Below are 18829 nucleotides of genomic sequence, written 5' to 3' on the forward strand. Positions count from 1 at the left end.
CCCTTCTTGTTGGATTATTGAAAAGCGAGTTCTGACTGCAGAAATTGAGCAAGTCGTGGGCTGGACGGTGCGTCGAAGATGTCAGCCGGGCTGCCATCGGCGGCGACCACGCCACGATCCATGAAGACGATCCGGTTGGAGATGTTCTTTGCGAATTGCATCTCGTGGGTCACAAGCAGCGAAGTGATCCCTGACGAGGTGACGTCTTTGATCACCTTCAGAACTTCACCGACCAGTTCAGGATCAAGCGATGATGTCGGTTCGTCGAAGAGGATCACATCTGGTCGAACCGCCAGCGCTCGTGCGATTCCAGTCCGCTGGAGCTGTCCGCCTGACAGTTGGGACGGATAGCTGTCCCGCTTGTCGGAAAGGCCAACTCGTTCAAGCTCACTAAGCGCGATTTCACGCGCCTCGTCCGTGGATTTACGCTGCACGACGACCAGCGGATCCATGACGTTCTGGAGGACGGTCATGTTCTTGAAGACGTTGAATTGCTGAAAGACCATCGCTGTCCGGAGGCGGATCGCCTGAACAGCCGCCTTGTCGGGGCGCTGGTAATCCATTCGAATCTGATCGAACGCGATGGTTCCAGATGCCGGCTTAACCAGGTAGTTGATGCATTTCAGCAGGGTGGTCTTGCCGGTGCCGCTGGGGCCGATGATTGACACAACGTCGCCTCGCTTTACCGAGAGATTGACGCCGTTTAGGACCTGCGTGCTTCCGTAGGACAGCTTTATATCTTTGAGTTCAAGCATTTCTGGTTGGTGCCCTTCAGAGTGTGGGACGGAGTGCCTTTGACCGCATGCGACATCATCACCCGCTCTCCGCATGGCCGAGAACGTGCATCAGCCGGTTTGCCCAGCCGAAGATCGATATGGCGTGGATCAGGTCGATGATCTCGCGGTCATCTATGCCGACTGATCGAAGCGCGGCGATATCGTCTGCCGTCGCTTCCGACGGTGCCGCCGACAGGCGGCGGGCAAAGCTGTAGATAGCCGCATCGCGTGGGCCGAGCGCCTCAGGTTTGTCGAGATACAGCGCGGTGACCACTTCGTCGCTCTTGGTCAGCTCTGCATGCCTGCGGGCGTGAACGACGGCACAGAATTTGCAGCCATTGACGATCGAGGCACCCAATGCACCGAGTTCGCGGTCAGGACGGGCAAGCCCGCCTTCGACGTACATGATTGCGTTGAACAGAACCGTGCGGGCAAGATAGCTCTCTGGGTCATGCGCAAGGGTGCGCACATATTCCGAAACTTTCTTGGCCGATGGCGTGACCTTCATCGCTTCAAGCTGTTCCGGCGTGGCCTCGGATAGCTCGACCGGCACGATGTACGGATGCCAATTCAATGGCTTCAGACGCACCGAGGAAATCATGTCGACCTCATCAGGCGCAAGCCGGTCGCCACCCGTGTCTGGAAGTTGACAAAAGCGATCAGCTCGGAGAGCGCGACGATCTGAGGATTGTTCAATCCAGCCTTCTCCAGGAGAGCGATATGGCTCGCTTCCGCCTTTTTCGGCGTCAGGGTGACCAGGTCAACGTGACGAACGATGGTCGCCAGGGGTTCATTCAAATCCGTTTCCCCCTGGGCCAAGGCCAGAAGCTGCTCAGTCGGACCAAGCTGAGCCAATTGCACATCATATTCGGCCACCAAGACCGGATCGGCGTTCAGGGCCGCCATGCGACGGGCAAGAGCAATACGCAAATTCGGCGCCAGCCCCTGATCAGTTGCCGGGTGCAGCACCGAGAGGCGACATTCTTCTGCCCCTCGCACGAATTCGGGCCGAAATCGCCGTGCGGCGAAAAGGGGATCATCTGGTGAAAGGCCGGCAGCCTTGTCCATCGCGTCGATCACAACGCGGCCTCCTTCTGCAGCAAGGGTGTTGAATCGACCCACTCGTCGCCCAGAAGTTCGGGCGTGTCGTAGGCGATCAGATTGGTGAAGTGGGCTTCGACATCCTCGGCAAAAAGTGAAGATGCGATGCCGCGCACAAGACGGTCGGCACCGGCGCTGACGGCCGGGATGTCGCCGGAGACCTTGCCGTGCGTCAGCATGGCCGCGTCGTTGAAGCAGTGGATATGTGCCAGCATCGGGCGGGAACCGGGAATGCGTTCACGAAACTCGAAGGCGGGACCGAGATCCGGCGCATCCGACATGCCTGCACGAGCCGGCCCCATATCCGGCGTATATCGGCCATCCGACCAGATGCGGATATGTGGGGCGATCGCCGCGAATTCCGGGCGGCCATTGAAGTCATTTGAGAAGCCGGTTGCCGCGATCAGGAAATCGTAGCGCATCGGCCCTTGTGTGGTTTCGATCAGCAGGCCTCCCGGATCTTCCCTTACCGCAACGATGCCGCAGTCGAGAAAGAACCGAGCATTCGCGTGGCGAGACACGCGAAGCGTCGATGAACGCGGCGGCGGCGTCTGGGTGGAGGCGGTGTAGTCGAAGAACTTCCACTTCCAGGCATCGGGCAATTCATGCATGCCGAGTACAACACCCGGGCTGCCGATGCCGGTCAGCTTGTTGATGCGCGGCATCTCCTTGCGCCGGATCAACATGTCGACAGAGCCGGCGCCCGCCTCAAGTGCGGTCGCAGCATTGTCCATGGAAGAGGCACCGGCGCCAATAACTGCCACACGCTTGCCTTTCAGCGCATCGAAATCGATGTCGTCGGCAGAATGGGCCCAATAGGCGCGATCGATTCCGTTGAGGAAATCGGGTACGGCAAAACCGCCCAGACCGGAGCGACCGGTGGCCAGAACGAGATGACGGCTGAGCACCCGGCCGGATTCCGCGCCCTCGATATCGATCGCAATCAGATCACCAACCGGTGCGACGGCGGTCATGCGCACGCTGTTGCGCACTGGCAGAGCAAGAACCTTGCGGTACCAGACCAGGTAATCCATCCACTGGCCCTTGGGGATTTTGTCCAGCGACCGCCAGGCCTCAACGCCCCATTGCGCCGTGAACCAGGCGCGGAACGTCAATTGCGGAAGGCCGAGCGACGGACCGTGCAGGGTCTTCGGCGACCGGAGCGTTTGCATGCGGGCAAACGTTACCCACGGCCCTTCGAGCCCTGCCGGAGCCGCGTCATAGGCGACGACATTGGTTATCCCGGTCAGCACCAGCTTTGCCGTGGCAGCAAGTCCGCACATGCCGGCGCCGATCACCACGACATCACGGACCGGCACGCCATCGTGCGAACGCGCGGGAACCCATGGCTTGGCGGGCAGTTCGAGAAAGTCGAGATCTTGCGCGAGCTGTGCTTCGAGCGCAGCAAGACCTGTCGGCGTTGGCGCGGCGGGGGTATGCTTCATATTCCTGTTCCGTGATTTGTGCCGGATGCAGGATCGCTCACCAATTGGCCAGCGAGGGTCGGATCTAGTTTCTTGAAGCCGACGATCGACCGTTCAGCCACCGCCTCGACCGCATCCATCAACGCCTGCGCGACTGGACGAAGGGGGCGTTTCTCGGCAGCCACAACGCCCCAATAGAAAAGAACGGTCACGTCGATCGGGCGGATGACGACATCAGGCAGGGCGACGCCATAAGCGGTGAGGGGATCTATGACCGCCGCCGCACCAGTCTGGCGCACGATCTGTAACGCGCCGTATGCGGTATTGGTCCGGATCACTGGGCCGGTGTCGATGCCCCTGGCCGCCAGTGCCTTGGAGACATGCAACTGGAAACGCAGGGGGTTGAGCAGTGTGGCGACGCGGCGACCGGCAAAGGCGGAAAGCGGTATGACGTCGAGTTCAGCCAGCGGATCGTCTTTCCGCACGGCCGCAACATCAGGCGCCGAATAGAGCCTCAGGACATCCAGGCCGGGCGTGTCGAGCGGCAAGCTTGAAAACCCGATCTCGGCACGACCGCTGCGCACTTCCTGGGCAACGATCGACGGAAGAAACTGCCCGAGATGCGTCTCGTGCGGAAGTTCGACACCGTTGAGCTCGGCCATGGCCGTCGGGATCAAGCCGGTTCCGATTGCCGAGGTGGTGACAATCTGCAGGATCCGCCCTCTGCCGGCGGCAATCATCTTGGCCCGCGCGGCAAGCTCGGTGAAGGACATCAGCAAGCGCCGCGCCTCCTCCTCGAAAGCCACGCCCTCTTCCGACAACTGCACGCGTCGACCGACACGGTGCAGCAATTCGAAGCCGAGTTCCGCCTCGAGGTCCTGGATGGTGCGGGTCACCGAAGGCTGGGAGCGCCCGAGCACGTCAGCCGCCTTGGTGATGCTACCGCTGGCAGCAACAGCAAGGAATGCCTGGAGGTCTCGAGTTTCCATTTACGCCTACATGCGTTTTATGTATGAGTACGATCGTCTCATGCAGATTTGATATATGTCAAGGCGGAAATGAAATATGGCCGGAGAGGCGTGGGTGATTCGCCGTACGATCGGAATGATACGCAAGCCCACAGAGCGTCGTCGGCCGTCTCGGCCATGTGGCCCGAACGCGTTCCAGCTGAACCCCATGGATGACGATTTTCATGGGTAGCCAGGCTCAAGGAAGCCACAGGCTTCGATCGAGTTGTGCCTGCCTGCCGGCCGTGCATGCAATGGCGTTCGCCGCGCTGCGATCCATAACGAATGAAACAGGAGAACTCCTATGCGGGTGAGTATTCTGGGGGCCGGCGCAATTGCTTACGGCCTTGCTGCCTGCCTGGCGGAGGCGGGGCACGATCCAATGCTTTGGTCGCCGTCGGGAGAGCGCACCAAGGCACTGGCCACCGGCGAATCGCTAACGGCCACGGGCGCTATCGAGGCAACGGTGTCGGTGCGTATCGCCAAGGATTGTAAAGAGGCTGTTGCCACTGCAGACGTTGTGATGATCGCGCTGCCGGCTAATGGGCACAAGAAAGTGATGGATGCTGCCGCTCCTTATCTGAGGGAGGGAATGCCGGTAATCATCAGCTCTCACAGTTCCTTCGGAGCGCTGTATCTCTCCAGGCAATTGGCGGAACTCAAGGTTCGCCTGCCGATCGTCGTCTGGGGCACAACGTTGGTGACCGGCCGTCAGTCTGGACCAACAGAAGTCCACGTTGCCAGTGTTCGCCAGAAGGTCGATGTTGCGACGCTCCCGTTCGACGCGATGGACCAAGGGTTCCGACTTTGCACGACCCTGTTCGGCGATCGTTTCGTCAAGCGCGACGGCATGCTTGCTATCGCGCTCAGCAACCTCAATCCGCAGAACCATCTCGGGATCGCCCTTCTTAATCTCACACGCATGGAGAAGGGAGAGCAGTGGAGCCAGGCCGGAAATGTCACGCCGGCTGTCGGCCGCGTTATCGAGGCTCTGGACGCGGAACGATTGGCGATCGCCGCCCGTTTTGGAATTGCCGTGCGCACAGTTGAAGAGCATTTTTCATTGTCGTTTCACGTCCCTATGGGTACCGTTTCGGAAATGAACCAGGAGATGGATCGCCAAGGCCGCGGCGGCTTGGGCCCGTCAACTATCGAAAGCCGCTATGTTCTGGAGGACGTTCCTTTCGGGCTGCTGCCGACGGTACTCTTGGGGAAGATCAGCGGAAACCCAGCGATCCTCCATGAGGCTGGAATTTCGATATTCTCTGCAGCCTATGGTCGCGATCTTAAGGCAGACAATGATATCCTTCCTGCGCTCGGCATCGAAGGAATAGGAAAAGTGGATCTGGAGAACCTTTGCCGTAAGGGTTTTTAGCGACTCTTCACACGTGAGCAGGCAATCGGCTGTCAGCGACACTTCCCGAGGCGCGTCAATCAAACCGCCCTCATCTCTGATCAATCCGCTGCAAGTTGTTGCGGAAGCCGACGGATCGGCTTCCGTTCTTATATCGGGGGCGCGCAGGGGCTAGATCACGCGCTTGATGTCGATGTAGTTCCCTTCTGTCGTGATCGTCAGCGTTACTTCTCTGTCACCGCGATTCCGCCAGAACCAACCGTGATTTCCGTCGAAGGCGGCTTCAATGGCACCTTCGTCAGCGGGAACGCTGCGACCTTTTTCGTAGCTGACGGACTGACCGCCGCCATCGCCGTGCGTCTCGAAGTTCACCACGCCACCGTCAGCTGTCCAGGAAAAGTTTGCCTTGGCGCCCTGCCGCATCACGAGCTTGACTTCGGCACCTTGGCCTGGCGCCAACGTGAAGGATAGCTCGTCTTGCCTTCCATCTGGGCGGATCGGGGCTTCCGAGGTTGCTTCGGCGACAGGCGCTGCAGCAATGGCCGGAGCCTCGGCAGGAGCAATCTCTCCAACCGTCACATTATCTTGGGCAACGGCCTCCCCAGTTGGGGATGGCTGCGACGCGGGCTGTTCGGCGGTAAGGGCAACGAGGAGGTTTTCAATTCGGTCCATGCGCGCCATCAACTCGGCCGGAGGCACCATTTGCGTCATCCGCTCGGCCGAAGCCTTCGCGCTGGCCATTTCGTCCTCTGCCGCCTCGGCTGCCAACTGTGTCTTGATTTCACCCATATTGGTGAGGCCGAGCAATCTGCCTGCTCCGGTCGGGTCGATCGCATACTCGGACGGCATGACGACCGTGACGAGCAAGGCAAGCGCCGTCAGCGCGGCAATGAAGGTGGAGCGCTTCAGCTGCGCTGACGTCGGCAAATCGGTGCGGCTGGGAAGGTCGGTGTTGTACATGATTTCGATTCCTTATGCTGCGACAAACAGGCCGGTGAGCTGATATCCGATCAGCAGGAAACCGGCCGTCATCATGATGACGTTTGCGGTATAGGCGTGGCGCCAGAAGCCGCGTGTCCGGCGCCAGTAGCCCATGACGATCAGGATAGCGCCAAGGGCCATGAGTTGGCCGACCTCGACACCGACATTGAAGGCCAGCAGATTGGGCACAAGGCCGTCAGGAGAGATGTTGTATTCGATGATCTTCGTCGACAGGCCGAAACCGTGGAAGAATCCGAAAACCAGCGTCGCGACCTTGGTGTTCGGCTGGAAGCCGAGCCATCTCTGGAAAGCGCCCATATTGTCGAGCGCCTTGTAGACCACGGACAGGCCGATGATGGCGTCGATGATGTAGCTGTTGATGCCGACGTTGAAATAGACGCCGAGCAGCATCGTCGTCGAATGACCGAGCGCAAACAGGCTGACATAGATGCCGATATGCTTCATCCGATAGAGGAAGAAGATCACGCCGAAAAGGAACAGGATGTGGTCGTATCCGGTCACCATGTGCTTGGCGCCGAGATAGATGAAGGGCAGCACGTTGATGCCCGAGATTTCCTGGATATAGCCCTTGTCGCCCTCGGCCACGGCGTGGGCGAAGGCAGCCCCGCCCAGGAGCGGCAGGGTCATGAGAGCGATAAGCAGGGGCAGGGTGGGTCGCCAACGCGCGCGGCGCGAGCGTGACCGACCCCGGTCGAAGGGTCCTTGCATAAGATTTCCAATCTTCGTCGTTGAGGGTAGCCGCGTGAGCGGCCGCGATCATGCGGCGAGGAACGGTCTCGGCGGTCGCTCGAGCCGGAATGTCGTGCCCGGATCGACGAAAGTCGGCGGATAGTTCAGCCAGCCCCGTTCGAGCTGTGGAACGGTCGGTGCGAAGTCGGCGGGCGTACTCGCTGTCTCGTGCGAGTGGTCTGCCGCATTGTGCCCGTGAAAATGGTCAGAGCTCTGCTCGCCGGAAACGCCATCATCATATGCGTGGCCATGATCTTCGATCTGCGCGGCGGCTCCGCCTTGACGTTCAACCGCGGTGGCAATCGCGATCGGATCGTGTGAGGTCGAATAGCCGAAAGGACGGAGCATGCCGAAAATCATCGCTAAAGCGATGACCAGGCAAAAAACCGTGCTGTGGATCCGATTCGGCATGAACGGCGATTATTCTCTAAAACCTTAACGAATGGTTTTTGCTAGATTAGAATCGAGGCCTCTTTGAGGCTTGCCTATCCCCTCCAGGAGGATAGTATCAAGCTATGAGCGACCAGCCCCACATCCACGAAACGCATCCCGATATCGTCAAGCGCTTGAAACGGGCCGATGGACATCTCAAGGGCGTCATCGAAATGATCGAGGCGGGCCGGTCCTGCCTCGACCTCGCCCAGCAGCTTCATGCTGTCGAGAAGGCCATTTCGCAGGCCAAGAAGACCCTGATCCAGGATCATCTCAACCATTGCCTTGAAGACGTCGTCGGGCCGCTGGCGCGCGAGCAGCGCCGCTCGATCGACGAGTTCAAAGATATCACCAAGTACCTGTGAGAAGCGTCATTATGGACAAAGTTCGCGACTGGTTTGGGTTTGGCCCAATGACGCATGGCATGGGCAGCCACGGGCATGATCACGGTGATGGTGGCCATGGCCACACACACGGTGTCATAGATCCGGCGATCGCCACGACGACGCGCGGCATCTGGGCGATCAAATGGTCATTCGTCGTTCTGGCCATCACGGCAGCGCTCCAGCTTGTGGTTGTGTTCCTCTCCGGCAGCGTGGCGCTGCTGGCCGATACGATCCACAATGTCGGCGACGCGGCCACTGCCATTCCGCTGTGGATCGCGTTCGTGCTGGCCCGCCGCAAACCGAGCAAGACGTTCACCTACGGGCTGGGCCGGGTCGAGGATCTGGCTGGGATCGTCATCGTTCTCATCATCCTCTTCAGTGCCATCGTCGCCGGCTATGAGGCGATCGATCGCCTGATCAATCCGAAGCCCATCACATTTCTTGGCTGGGTCGCCATCGCCGGCCTGATCGGTTTCATCGGCAACGAAGCCGTCGCCGTGTTCCGTATCCGCGTCGGCCGCGAGATCAACAGCGCGGCGCTGATCGCGGACGGCTACCATGCCCGCACCGATGGCTTTACCAGCCTGGCGGTTGTCCTGGGCGCCATTGGCGTATGGCTGGGCTTTCCGCTTGCCGATCCGATCGTCGGACTGTTGATCACGCTGGCGATCTTCGCCATCGTCTGGCAGTCGTCGAAAGCCGTGTTGACCCGCATGCTCGACGGAGTCGAGCCCGCCATCGTCGATGAAATCCATCATGCCGCCGAGCACGTATCCGGCATCGAGCATGTCCATAGCGTGCAGGCACGCTGGATCGGACATCGCCTGCATGCCGATGTCGCCATCAGTGTTCCGGAGATGGCGACGGCCAAGGACGTGCTGGGCGTAACCGAAGCCCTCAAGGAGGAGCTGTTCGCCCACTTGCCGGCGTTGGCGGAAGCCAATGTCCGCCTGATGAGCTCGGCCGGGCCGGCCGCGGAAATCTCTCATGCTCACCATCATGCGCCAGAGCCCTTCAAGGTAGTCTGCGATCTGGCTGAAGGGACATTGGAAATCGTCGATACACCGGCCGGCGAGCGGATGCGGCTGACTATCGATCGTCACGCCGATGACTTGGCGGCGACGGTGATTATCGATCGACCCGAAGGGCCAGAGACGCTTCGCCTCGATCCCGTTGCAGACAACCATCATCGGCTTGAAAGCACCGTCGCCCCTGCTGAGCCGCATGAGTTCCAGGCGAGGTTGATCCTGGCCGCGAATGGTCGCGAGCAGGTGCTGCCATTCAAGATGGTCGAGCCGGAAGGCCACCACCACTGAGACAGGCGGGCTGTCGCGCTACATTCCTGGCTCGACGAACCCCCAATCCGCTGCAAGAAGGCAAAATATGCTTCAGGTCCTGGCCAATCGCACTTACCGTCATCTCTTCCTGGCCCAGGTCATCGCCCTGATCGGCACTGGCCTTGCCACCGTGGCGCTCGGGCTGCTGGCCTATGATCTTGCCGGCGCCGATGCCGGCGCGGTGCTCGGCACGGCGCTCGCCATCAAGATGATCGCCTATGTCGGCGTGGCGCCTGTCGCCGCTGCGTTCGCAGAGCGCCTGCCACGCCGCACCATGCTGGTTTCGCTCGACCTCATCCGGGCTGCAGTCGCGGTGTTCCTGCCCTTTGTCACCGAAGTCTGGCAGGTATATCTTCTCATCTTCGTCCTGCAGTCGGCGTCGGCAGGCTTCACTCCGGCCTTCCAGGCCTCTATTCCTGACGTGCTGCCCGAGGAGAAGGACTACACGCGAGCCCTGTCGCTGTCGCGACTGGCCTACGACTTGGAAAGCGTCGTCAGTCCCATGCTGGCCGCGGCGCTGCTTTCCGTCATCAGCTTCCATAGCCTGTTCGCCGGTACGGTTATCGGCTTTCTCGCCTCGGCGGCGCTGGTGGTGTCGGTGGTCCTGCCGAGCCCTAAACCGTCGCAGCCGCGCGGCGTTTACGATCGTACCACGCGCGGATTGCGCATCTATCTGGCGACGCCGCGATTGCGCGGGCTGCTGGCCCTTAACGTTGCCGTCGCGGCGGCAAGCGCGATGGTGATCGTCAACACGGTCGTCCTGGTTCAGGCACAGTTCGGCCTTTCGCAAAGTGACACGGCGCTGGCGCTCGCAGCGTTCGGCGGCGGATCGATGATTGCAGCTCTTGCCCTGCCGCGGCTGCTGGAGAACGTCCCGGACCGGGTTGCGATGCTCTCGGGCGCCGCGATCCTGGTCGTGGGCGTGCTGGTGGGACCTCTCGCCGGCAGCTACTATCTGCTGCTGGCGCTCTGGTTCGTGCTCGGGCTCGGCTATTCGCTGGCGCAGACGCCTTCGGGCCGATTGATCAGGCGTTCCGCCGATGCCGTCGACCGGCCCGCTCTGTTTGCTGCCCAATTCGCGCTTTCGCATGCCTGCTGGTTGATCACGTATCCCATTGCCGGCCGCGTCGGTGCGGCGATGGGATTGCCTTTCACATTCATTCTGCTCGGCGTCATAGGCGCCGCTGCTCTGCTTGCCGCGATCTGGCTTTGGCCGAAACATGATCCCGACGTGCTTGTGCATACGCATGTCGATCTGCCTGAGGACGACCGGCACATCGGCGACGCAGCATGGTCGGAAGCGGGGTATGAGCATTCGCATGGCTACGTCGTCGATGATCGGCACCCGAAATGGCCCAAGACAAGCTGAGAACTCAACATGCTTGGCGAGCTCGCCATCTATGGCGGTCTATTTCTGACCGCGTTCGCGGCGGCGACCATCCTGCCGATGCAATCGGAAGCAGCCCTTGCGGGACTGCTTCTGACAGAAAGCTATGCCCCGACTCCGCTCATCGCCTCCGCAAGCGCCGGCAATGTGCTCGGCTCGATCGTGAACTGGTGGCTCGGCCGGGGCGTCGATCGCTTTCGCGACCGCAAATGGTTCCCGGTGAAGCCCTCCGCGCTGACGCGCGCGACGCGATGGTATCAGCGCTATGGACGATGGTCGCTGCTGTTGAGCTGGTTGCCATTCGTTGGCGATCCGCTGACGGTTGTGGCGGGAGCGCTGCGAGAGCCATTCTGGAGCTTCCTTGCGATCGTCACGATCGCGAAGGTCGGCCGCTACCTCGCGCTGGCGGCGATGACGCTGAGCTGGATTTAGCCCTTGTCGAGACCCGCGCCGGCATGGCGACATTACGCGAGAGGGCGCATTTCCTTTGCCAAACGCAGCGCTGCGCGCCAACTTGGATTTGCGCCGCATATGTCTATACAAATGGGAATGCATGTGTATAATCACACCAATCAAAAAATGGGGAACTGACATGATCACTCTCGACCGCCGCAATTTCCTTGTTTCCACCGCTGGCCTTGCCTTCGCCGCCGCGCTGCCACGCGCCGCCTTTTCCGAAACCAACGACACGCTGAAGATTGCCATCGCCGCAGAGACCGGCGATCTCGATTTGCTGCAGAACGTTTCGACGCTGAGCACCTACACCATCGTCTTCGATGCGCTGATCCATTATGGCCAGAATGGCGCGCTGGAGCCGGGACTTGCCACCAAATGGACCATTGCCGACGATCAGCTTTCGATAGCCTTCGATCTGCGTGAAGGCGTGACCTTCAGCGACGGCACGCCCTTCGATTCCACCGCGGCCGAATGGAACCTCAAGCGCTGGATGGGGGTGAGCGACTTCTCCTGGATCGGCATCTCCGACGCGTTCGACAGCATCGTCACGGACGGACCGAACAAGCTGACGGTCAAGCTGAAGCGGCCGGTGCCGGCGGCACTCCTCGAACTCACAATCGTGCGGCCTGTCCGTTTCCTGTCGCCCAAGGCAGTCGACAAGGATGGCAAACAGACTGCGCCGATCGGGACCGGTCCGTGGATCGTCGAAAAATACGATTCGAGCGGCACCAGCCTCGTTCGCAACGACAAATACTGGGGTGAGAAGCCGCTCTTCAGCCGCATGGAATTGAAGGTGGTTCCCGATGAACTCGCCCGCGCCAACGGCCTGCGTTCAGGCGACCTCGATGTCATCGGTGGCGACTGGGTCGCGACGCTGTCGCCGCGCCGCGCTCGCGCGCTCGAAAGCGACGGCATGAAGGTCGTGGCCGAGCCGGGCACGGCGACGATGCTGCTCGGCTATTCGCCGAAGTCGAAGATCATTGCCGACAAGGCCGTCCGCGACGCCGTCTATGCATCGGTCGACCGGGCGGCGATCGCCAAGGTGCTGTTCGAGGGCTTTGCCGACCCGGCCGCCGATCTGTTCCCGGCGAACGTGCCTTCGTCGGGCAAGCGGCATGACGTGCCGGTGCGCGACGTGGCGGCGGCCAAGAAGATCCTCGCCGATGGCGGCTGGGTCGACAGCGGTGGCGCCTGGACCAAGGCTGGCTCTCCGCTGGCCATCGACTTTCTGGTTTCCGAAGAATCCCTGCCAGGGTCGCGGCGCATCGCCGAAATGATCCAGGGTCAGTTGTCCGAGGTCGGTTTCCAGGTCCAGGTGTCCTCGGTGGACAATGCCACCATGCATGAACGGCGTCCGGCCTTCGACTACGACCTGGCCTTCTTCACCACCTATGGAGCGCCCTACGATCCGCACGGCACGCTCGGCAACGCCTTCGTCTCGACCGCCGACAGCGGCCCTGACGGCAAGATCTACGTCTCCGACGCGCTCGACGGCGTCGTCAAGGCTGCGCTCGAGGCGAGCGGCGCCGAACGCGACCTGAAGATGCAGGCCCTCTACGACTGGCTCCACGACAACACCGCCATCTGTCCTCTCGTCGTCAGCCAGCGACTGTGGGCCCACAATCCGCGCGCGGAGAATTTCTCGCTCCCGGCGACCGACTATGATCTGCCGTTCAAGGCGATTACGCTGAAGGCCTGAAGACTTCGAGCCTAAGCGAGGCCTGACGATGAAACGCACGATCCTGCGACGGATGCTGCTTGCCTGCCTTTTGATCCTGGCGGCATCCGCGCTGACATTCGCCCTGGTTGCGGCGGCTCCGGGCAATGTTGCGGCACTGATTGCCGAGCGTGCGGCAGGCCCTGGCGCGAGCGCCGAAATGATCACCAAGATCGGCAACGAGCTTGGCCTTCACGACCCGCTGCCGATCCGCTATGGACGCTGGCTGGCCAGCGCGCTGGCCGGCGATTTCGGCATATCGCTGCGAACGGGAAAGCCGATTTCTCGGGAGTTTGCCGCCCGCATCCCGATGACGGCGGCTCTGCTTGCCGGCGGCGGCGTTCTCGCCTTCATTTTCTCGATCACGCTTGGCATTGCCGGGGCCGTCAGCAATGGCGGCTTCATGGACAGATTTCTGCACGCATTTTCGCTGATCGGCGCATCGACCCCCAACTTCTTCGTGGCGGCGCTGCTGGTGATCGTGTTTTCGGTCATGCTCGGCTGGGTGCCCACCTTCGGCACGAGCGGCTTCACCTCATGGCTTTTGCCATGGGTGACGATCGCGCTGTTCCCAGCCTCCGTTCTCAGCCGTGTCGTTCGGGTCAACCTCCAGGAAGCGATGTCGCGGCCGTTTGCGACCACTGGCTTCGCAAAAGGCTATACCAGAACGCAGGTGCTATTGCGCGAGGCGCTACCCAACATCGCCATTCCGTTCCTGACGACATTCGGGGCGCAATTCACGCTGATGATCATCGGATCGATCGTCGTCGAGACGGTGTTTGCATTGCGCGGCGTCGGTGCCTTTTTCATCGAGGCGATACGCTTCCGCGACTTCATCGGCATGCAGTCGGTGCTGCTGCTGTTTGTCGTCTTCTTCGTCATGGTCAATTTCATCGTCGACATGATCTGCATTGTTGCGGATCCGCGAATGCGCCGGGCGCGGGGAGCATGAGACGATGAACTTTTCCGCAATCAGAGATATCAAGGACTGGCCGTGGCTGGTGCTGCTCCCCGTCATCGGCTTTGTGCTGGTCGGCATCTTCGCTCCGATAATCATGCCTTACGATCCAAGCGCGCAGGACTATTCGGCGACACTGGAGGGCGTGAGCTGGAGCCACTGGCTCGGCACCGACTATCTCGGCCGTGACGTTTTGAGCCGCATCGTCGGTGGCGCGCGCATTTCCCTGGTGGCCATGGTCATCGTGCTCGTCGCCGCACTGGCGATCGGCGTGACGATCGGCTCCTTTGCTGGCTACGTCGGGGGACGTGTCGAGCTTGTCCTGATCAGCCTCATCGATATTGCGCTGGCGCTTCCGAGCCTGGTGATCGCGCTGGCGCTGATCGGCATTCTGGGCACCGGCTATTGGTCGATGATCACGGCGCTCACCTTGGCGTGGTGGGCGAACTATGCCCGCATGAGCCGCGCCGTCGTCACGGCCGAGCTGCAGCAGCCTTATATCGAGGCGGCCAGGGTCATGGGCGCTGGCCATCTCTGGATCTTTGTCCGCCATATCCTGCCGCATGTACTTGCACTGGTCGTCGTCTATGCAAGCGCCGACGCCGGCGCTCTTGTGCTGGCTATCGCTACACTCAGCTTTCTTGGACTTGGCGTCGCGCCGCCAACGCCGGAGTGGGGCCAGATGCTCGTCGACGGCATGAGCTACATCGAGGAGGTTCCACGCCTTGTCGTGCTGCCCGGCCTCGCACTGACACTTGTCGTCGTCAGCTTCAATCTGCTTGGCGAAGCCTTCGCGCTGCAAAAGGTGCCACGGCCAGTTCGCGGCAGAACGCTGCGTAAAAGAAAGCTGGCGCGCGCCCGTGAAGAGACGGAACGCAACGCCGTCGAAACCGGAACGACTTCACCATGAGTGACAATCAGCCGCTCTATGCGATCGAAAATTTGGTCATCGATCTCTACGCCACGACCGTCTCGGTGCGGGCGGTGGACGGGGTGTCGTTCAACGTCCGTCCTGGAGAAACGGTCGCGGTCGTCGGCGAAAGCGGTTCGGGAAAGACCGTCATGACGCTCGGGCCGCTCGGTCTGCTGCCCGAGGGCGTGACGGTGGATATGAAGGGGTCGGCGCAAGCCGACGGAAGCGAGCTGCTCGCCATGGATTCCAGACAATTGTCGGATCTGCGCGGACGCTATTTCGGCGTGATTTTCCAGGATCCGATGAGCGCGCTGAACCCGATGCTGAAAATCGGCCCGCAGTTGGCCCGGCAGGCGCGCCGTTTCGCGGGCCTGTCGCGCGAGGCTGCGCGCAAGCAAGCGGTTTCGCTTCTAGCACGCTCCGGCATTCCGGACCCTGAGGATCGCTACAACCGCTATCCGCACGAAATGTCGGGCGGCATGCTGCAGCGCGCGATGATCGCGCTGGCGCTTGCGGCCCGGCCGCGCGTGCTGATTGCCGACGAGCCGACAACGGCGCTGGACGCCACCGTCCAGGCACAGATTCTGGAGCTCATTCGCCAGATCCAGCGCGAGGACGGCATCGCGGTCGTGCTGATCACGCACGACATCGGCGTGGTTGCTTCCGTCGCAGACCGCGTCATCGTGCTATACGCGGGGCAAGTGGCAGAGGAGGGGACGGCGATGGATGTGCTGACCCAGCCGGTCCATCCCTATACGCGCGGGCTGCTCGCATCGGTGCCGGATTTTCGTGCCGACGAACGTGCGGCGACCCGCGAGATACCGGGCCTGCCGCCAAACCAGATCAGGCTGGAACCGGGTTGTCGGTTTGCCGAGCGCTGCGAACTGGTCGAAGCCGGTTGCCGGCAACACCGGCCGCCGCTGCAGACGATATCTGTGTCCACAAGCCCGCACCGCGTGGCTTGCCCCGTCGTTCTGAAACGAGAGGGAATCGCTGCCCATGTCTGATGCTGCGGCGATCGAGGTCACGGGATTGAAGGTGCATTTCGCCAACCGTTCGGGCACCGGCGCGGTGCGGGCGGTCGATGGCATAGACCTGACGGTCGCGCGCGGCGCGTTCCACGGCATCGTCGGCGAGTCCGGCTGCGGCAAGACTACGCTGGCGCGCACCATCGTCGGTTTGCAGAAGGAGAGCGAAGGCACCGTCCTGATTGGGGGAAGGGATCGCGCCGAATGGCAGAAATCAGACAGGAAGTCGTTCAGCCGCGAAGTCCAGTTCGTCTTCCAGGATCCGTTGGGGTCGATGAGCCGCCGCCAGAGCGTCTATCAGACACTCGAGGAGCCGTTGCAGATCCACCGGCTCGGCTCGTCAGCCGAGCGACGCCGCCGTATCGCCGAGCTTCTGGACCTGGTTGCGCTGCCTGCGACGGTGCTCGACCGTTTACCAAGGTCGCTCTCCGGCGGCCAGCGCCAGCGCGTTTCGATTGCGCGCGCACTCGCCCTCAAACCATCCATACTGGTATGCGACGAACCCCTCAGCGCGCTCGACGTTTCGATCCGGGCGCAAATCGTCAACCTGTTTACGTCGCTGCAGAAGCAGCTTGGTCTGACCATTGTCATTGTCGCGCACGAGCTGGCTTTCGTGCGCGAGGTCTGCTCGGACGTGACGGTGATGTATCTCGGCCGCATCGCGGAGGCCGGCGCGACTCGGCCGCTGTTTCGTGAGCCGGCCCATCCTTACAGTCAGGCGCTGCTGTCGGCTGTTCCTTCTCCCGATCCTCGCATCGAAGCCGGGCGCCGCCGGATCATCCTCGCCGGCGATCCGCCAAGTCCGAGCGCGCCACCTCCGGGGTGCCGGTTCAACACGCGCTGTCCGGTGGCGATCGATGTCTGCCGGGTCGAGGAACCGATGCTGCGATCCGTGCCGCATGGCGGCGTTGCCTCTTGTCACCTGGCTGATAGCGGCCGCCGCCCGGTCATTTGAAGAAGCTGACCTATCGAGCCATGAAGGGTCCAAAAGGTCCAATCTCAACATTAAAGCGACTGCCGACTCGGTACAAACAGCAGCAATGGCGGTTTCAGGCGTAGCAACATTACGGGCCAATCGCGGGCTGACCATCCGAGCCCTGCTGGATCTGCCACACGTTCGGCCAGTTCGAGCCCTTTTTGGCCTCCAGCTATTCTCCATCTGAACGCGGACGCCAGCCTGGACACCCAGTATGGGCCTCAAACGATTTTGTTACCGCGATTGAAGCCGGAACGTCGTCTAAGTCGGGATTTTTCAACAAAAAGACGCGGTAAATGTCCGGCAAATCGCGCATGCTAACCGCTGGCAGTTCGCAATGGGTCTCCGTGGCGTAGAGTTGGGACCAAACCGCTGCCAGGAATCCGACGCAAAACTCAGCGGATGGGTCATTGCACTTCGAGGCCACCACGTCCGCGCGATAGATTAGACCGTCCGTGTGAGCCTTGGCCGGACTCGCGGCAACCAATGCCGACAATCCCAAAGCCACAATAACTGGTGCGCGCATATCCCACCTCCAGTCTGACACAGCATATGCAGGACAGCGGTTCGCATGCAAGCTTCACCAGGCGGAAAGTTTTCCCGCAAATACCTCCTGAGCAGGCAACGCCGGCAGTCATCCGGGTTCGAGTTTGTTAGGACAGCGCCACGGCTCGGTGAACGGGCTGCAACGTTGGGCTTAAGGCCGGGCACCTGACGAATTTATCGAGGTAAAGTACTTCGCGCGAGGCAGATCTCCGGAGCACGCACACGTCCACTTGACCAGTGTGCTTCACCAGCTTTCCAACCGCCAAGCGCGGCCAGACGATCAAAGCGGTAAACGACGTCTCAATCCACCTCAATCAAGGCGAGATCGTCGGCTTGGTGGGGGAGTCTGGCTGCGGCAAGTCCACGCTCGGTCGTTCGATCGTCGGCTTGGAAAAACCCCAATCCGGACCTGTCGTTTTTGATGGCGTCGACCTCGGCTCCTTGAGTGGTCGCCGTCTGCGGGAAGCGCGTCGGGCAGTTCAGTACGGGTTCCAGGACCCCTATGCGTCCCTGAATGATCGCCAGACTTTGGGCGAAGCCATTAACGAAGCCCTCATCATTGCAGGCTTGCGTTCGCAGACGGAACGCGAGGCGAGGATCACTGAACTCCCCAGGTCGGTCTGGCGACAACGGTCCGGGGCAGATTCACCCGTGAGCTCTCAGGCGGCCAGAGGCAACGCATCGCGATAGCGCGCTCGCTGGCTGTAGAGCCGCGGGCTTAGATCTGCGACGAACCGGTCAGCGCGCTAGACTTGTCGATACGGGCGCAGGTCATGAACCTATTCCTCGACCTCAGAGGGAAGCTCGGCGTGTCCTGCCTCTTCATCGCGCTTGTCCGGCAGGCAGCGAGCCACGTCTACGTGATGTACCTCGGCAAGGTGGTGGAAAGCGGTAGCTCGGAAGAGGTCTACCGGAATCCGATATCCTTATACCCAACTACTTCTCGCGTCTGTCCCCGATGCTGATCCTGCCACCGAACGTCGGCGCAACCCTCCGTTGATCACGGGCGAAATCCCAAGTCCGACGAATCCGCCCTCCGGCTGTTTCTTCAGGACGCGGTGTCCCCTTTCAGTGGAAGCTTGTGCGGAGGCTGAGCCCGTGTCGCAAGAAGTAAGCTCAATGTACAAGGCGGCGTGCTGGTTCGCCGGAGACCTCTTCGCGAAACGCGTCTCGGCTGCATGATCAAAAGATGCAAGCCATCGCTTTCTGAATGCGCCTAAGTGTGAGCTTTCAGAGGGTTGTCCATTCGGACCGGACCGAGGAGACTGGAGTTACCAAGCTGCAGCACTCACCGGAGGGT

Annotated in this window: 20 protein-coding genes and 1 pseudogene; 13 read left to right on the plus strand and 8 right to left on the minus strand. The window is 61.2% G+C overall.

What is annotated here, in order from left to right; all coding sequences use genetic code 11:
* Positions 1 to 14 precede the first annotated feature (14 nt).
* The 5 genes from NKJ06_RS07070 to NKJ06_RS07090 are packed head-to-tail and all read right to left on the minus strand — an operon-like array spanning position 15 to position 4290.
* Complete coding sequence (locus tag NKJ06_RS07070) at positions 15 to 755, minus strand: amino acid ABC transporter ATP-binding protein (RefSeq protein WP_352632875.1); 741 nt, start codon at positions 753 to 755, stop codon at positions 15 to 17.
* 58 nt (positions 756 to 813) lie between these two features.
* A complete protein-coding gene (locus NKJ06_RS07075) occupies positions 814 to 1377 on the minus strand; it encodes a peroxidase-related enzyme (RefSeq protein WP_352632874.1) in 564 nt (187 codons plus the stop codon).
* A complete protein-coding gene (locus NKJ06_RS07080) occupies positions 1374 to 1856 on the minus strand; it encodes a CMD domain-containing protein (RefSeq protein WP_352632873.1) in 483 nt (160 codons plus the stop codon). The genes NKJ06_RS07075 and NKJ06_RS07080 overlap by 4 nt, the downstream gene beginning before the upstream one ends.
* Positions 1853 to 3322, minus strand: a complete 1470-nt coding sequence (locus tag NKJ06_RS07085) for an NAD(P)-binding domain-containing protein (RefSeq protein WP_352809468.1) — start codon at positions 3320 to 3322, stop codon at positions 1853 to 1855. The genes NKJ06_RS07080 and NKJ06_RS07085 overlap by 4 nt, the downstream gene beginning before the upstream one ends.
* Positions 3319 to 4290, minus strand: a complete 972-nt coding sequence (locus tag NKJ06_RS07090) for a LysR family transcriptional regulator (RefSeq protein WP_352632871.1) — start codon at positions 4288 to 4290, stop codon at positions 3319 to 3321. Before NKJ06_RS07090 ends, NKJ06_RS07085 begins: the two co-directional genes overlap by 4 nt.
* A gap of 322 nt (positions 4291 to 4612) precedes the next feature.
* Between NKJ06_RS07090 and NKJ06_RS07095 the strand changes: the two genes are divergently transcribed.
* On the plus strand, positions 4613 to 5683 hold the full coding sequence (locus NKJ06_RS07095) for an NAD/NADP octopine/nopaline dehydrogenase family protein (RefSeq protein ID WP_352632870.1): 1071 nt from the start codon (positions 4613 to 4615) through the stop codon (positions 5681 to 5683).
* A 150-nt stretch (positions 5684 to 5833) separates the two neighbouring features.
* On the opposite strand, the gene NKJ06_RS07100 is transcribed toward NKJ06_RS07095, so the two are convergent.
* The 3 genes from NKJ06_RS07100 to NKJ06_RS07110 all read right to left on the minus strand — a co-directional run bounded on the left by NKJ06_RS07100 (position 5834) and on the right by NKJ06_RS07110 (position 7804).
* Entirely contained in the window at positions 5834 to 6622 is a 789-nt protein-coding gene (locus NKJ06_RS07100; RefSeq protein ID WP_352632869.1) for a hypothetical protein, read from the minus strand.
* A 12-nt stretch (positions 6623 to 6634) separates the two neighbouring features.
* Positions 6635 to 7291, minus strand: a complete 657-nt coding sequence (locus NKJ06_RS07105; protein WP_352632868.1) for a HupE/UreJ family protein — start codon at positions 7289 to 7291, stop codon at positions 6635 to 6637.
* Positions 7292 to 7420: 129 nt separating this feature from the next.
* Complete coding sequence (locus tag NKJ06_RS07110; RefSeq protein ID WP_352632867.1) at positions 7421 to 7804, minus strand: hypothetical protein; 384 nt, start codon at positions 7802 to 7804, stop codon at positions 7421 to 7423.
* A 104-nt stretch (positions 7805 to 7908) separates the two neighbouring features.
* On the opposite strand from NKJ06_RS07110, the gene NKJ06_RS07115 reads away from it, so the two are divergent.
* The 12 genes and pseudogenes from NKJ06_RS07115 (at position 7909) to NKJ06_RS07170 (ending at position 18711) form a co-directional block, all read left to right on the plus strand.
* Positions 7909 to 8190: a metal-sensing transcriptional repressor gene (locus NKJ06_RS07115; protein ID WP_352632866.1), complete on the plus strand. Its 282-nt coding sequence runs from the start codon at positions 7909 to 7911 to the stop codon at positions 8188 to 8190.
* A gap of 8 nt (positions 8191 to 8198) precedes the next feature.
* The gene (locus NKJ06_RS07120; RefSeq protein WP_352632934.1) at positions 8199 to 9527 is read left to right on the plus strand and encodes a cation diffusion facilitator family transporter; all 1329 of its coding nucleotides are present in this window, start codon (positions 8199 to 8201) and stop codon (positions 9525 to 9527) included.
* 67 nt (positions 9528 to 9594) lie between these two features.
* On the plus strand, positions 9595 to 10917 hold the full coding sequence (locus NKJ06_RS07125; protein WP_352632865.1) for an MFS transporter: 1323 nt from the start codon (positions 9595 to 9597) through the stop codon (positions 10915 to 10917).
* A 9-nt stretch (positions 10918 to 10926) separates the two neighbouring features.
* Positions 10927 to 11367: a YqaA family protein gene (locus NKJ06_RS07130; RefSeq protein WP_352632864.1), complete on the plus strand. Its 441-nt coding sequence runs from the start codon at positions 10927 to 10929 to the stop codon at positions 11365 to 11367.
* A gap of 160 nt (positions 11368 to 11527) precedes the next feature.
* A complete protein-coding gene (locus NKJ06_RS07135; RefSeq protein WP_352632863.1) occupies positions 11528 to 13090 on the plus strand; it encodes an ABC transporter substrate-binding protein in 1563 nt (520 codons plus the stop codon).
* Positions 13091 to 13118: 28 nt separating this feature from the next.
* Positions 13119 to 14060, plus strand: a complete 942-nt coding sequence (locus tag NKJ06_RS07140; protein ID WP_352632862.1) for an ABC transporter permease — start codon at positions 13119 to 13121, stop codon at positions 14058 to 14060.
* 4 nt (positions 14061 to 14064) lie between these two features.
* Positions 14065 to 14976 (plus strand): ABC transporter permease, encoded by a 912-nt coding sequence (locus NKJ06_RS07145; RefSeq protein ID WP_352632861.1) that lies wholly within the window; start codon positions 14065 to 14067, stop codon positions 14974 to 14976.
* Positions 14973 to 15986 (plus strand): ABC transporter ATP-binding protein, encoded by a 1014-nt coding sequence (locus NKJ06_RS07150; protein WP_352632860.1) that lies wholly within the window; start codon positions 14973 to 14975, stop codon positions 15984 to 15986. Before NKJ06_RS07145 ends, NKJ06_RS07150 begins: the two co-directional genes overlap by 4 nt.
* A complete protein-coding gene (locus NKJ06_RS07155) occupies positions 15979 to 16962 on the plus strand; it encodes an oligopeptide/dipeptide ABC transporter ATP-binding protein (RefSeq protein ID WP_352809470.1) in 984 nt (327 codons plus the stop codon). Before NKJ06_RS07150 ends, NKJ06_RS07155 begins: the two co-directional genes overlap by 8 nt.
* Positions 16963 to 17766: 804 nt before the next feature.
* A pseudogene (locus tag NKJ06_RS07160) lies at positions 17767 to 18120 on the plus strand (ATP-binding cassette domain-containing protein); the annotation flags it as partial.
* Between the two features lie 29 nt (positions 18121 to 18149).
* On the plus strand, positions 18150 to 18251 hold the full coding sequence (locus tag NKJ06_RS07165; protein ID WP_352632933.1) for an ATP-binding cassette domain-containing protein: 102 nt from the start codon (positions 18150 to 18152) through the stop codon (positions 18249 to 18251).
* Between the two features lie 193 nt (positions 18252 to 18444).
* Positions 18445 to 18711: an oligopeptide/dipeptide ABC transporter ATP-binding protein gene (locus NKJ06_RS07170; protein WP_352632932.1), complete on the plus strand. Its 267-nt coding sequence runs from the start codon at positions 18445 to 18447 to the stop codon at positions 18709 to 18711.
* Positions 18712 to 18829: the final 118 nt, after the last annotated feature.

Source organism: Mesorhizobium sp. M0293, from assembly GCF_040321735.1.
Taxonomy (GTDB): Bacteria; Pseudomonadota; Alphaproteobacteria; order Rhizobiales; family Rhizobiaceae; genus Mesorhizobium.

What these genes read in the sequence shown, in the direction of transcription:
- NKJ06_RS07110 (WP_352632867.1), bottom strand. Translation starts at nt 7,804, where the DNA reads ATGCCGAATCGGATCCACAGCACGGTTTTTTGCCTGGTCATCGCTTTA.
- NKJ06_RS07105 (WP_352632868.1), bottom strand. Translation starts at nt 7,291, where the DNA reads ATGACCCTGCCGCTCCTGGGCGGGGCTGCCTTCGCCCACGCCGTGGCC.
- NKJ06_RS07090 (WP_352632871.1), bottom strand. Translation starts at nt 4,290, where the DNA reads ATGGAAACTCGAGACCTCCAGGCATTCCTTGCTGTTGCTGCCAGCGGT.
- NKJ06_RS07135 (WP_352632863.1), top strand. Translation starts at nt 11,528, where the DNA reads ATGATCACTCTCGACCGCCGCAATTTCCTTGTTTCCACCGCTGGCCTT.
- NKJ06_RS07155 (WP_352809470.1), top strand. Translation starts at nt 15,979, where the DNA reads ATGTCTGATGCTGCGGCGATCGAGGTCACGGGATTGAAGGTGCATTTC.
- NKJ06_RS07100 (WP_352632869.1), bottom strand. Translation starts at nt 6,622, where the DNA reads ATGTACAACACCGACCTTCCCAGCCGCACCGATTTGCCGACGTCAGCG.
- NKJ06_RS07130 (WP_352632864.1), top strand. Translation starts at nt 10,927, where the DNA reads ATGCTTGGCGAGCTCGCCATCTATGGCGGTCTATTTCTGACCGCGTTC.
- NKJ06_RS07085 (WP_352809468.1), bottom strand. Translation starts at nt 3,322, where the DNA reads ATGAAGCATACCCCCGCCGCGCCAACGCCGACAGGTCTTGCTGCGCTC.
- NKJ06_RS07075 (WP_352632874.1), bottom strand. Translation starts at nt 1,377, where the DNA reads ATGATTTCCTCGGTGCGTCTGAAGCCATTGAATTGGCATCCGTACATC.
- NKJ06_RS07145 (WP_352632861.1), top strand. Translation starts at nt 14,065, where the DNA reads ATGAACTTTTCCGCAATCAGAGATATCAAGGACTGGCCGTGGCTGGTG.
- NKJ06_RS07070 (WP_352632875.1), bottom strand. Translation starts at nt 755, where the DNA reads ATGCTTGAACTCAAAGATATAAAGCTGTCCTACGGAAGCACGCAGGTC.
- NKJ06_RS07140 (WP_352632862.1), top strand. Translation starts at nt 13,119, where the DNA reads ATGAAACGCACGATCCTGCGACGGATGCTGCTTGCCTGCCTTTTGATC.
- NKJ06_RS07115 (WP_352632866.1), top strand. Translation starts at nt 7,909, where the DNA reads ATGAGCGACCAGCCCCACATCCACGAAACGCATCCCGATATCGTCAAG.
- NKJ06_RS07095 (WP_352632870.1), top strand. Translation starts at nt 4,613, where the DNA reads ATGCGGGTGAGTATTCTGGGGGCCGGCGCAATTGCTTACGGCCTTGCT.
- NKJ06_RS07150 (WP_352632860.1), top strand. Translation starts at nt 14,973, where the DNA reads ATGAGTGACAATCAGCCGCTCTATGCGATCGAAAATTTGGTCATCGAT.
- NKJ06_RS07125 (WP_352632865.1), top strand. Translation starts at nt 9,595, where the DNA reads ATGCTTCAGGTCCTGGCCAATCGCACTTACCGTCATCTCTTCCTGGCC.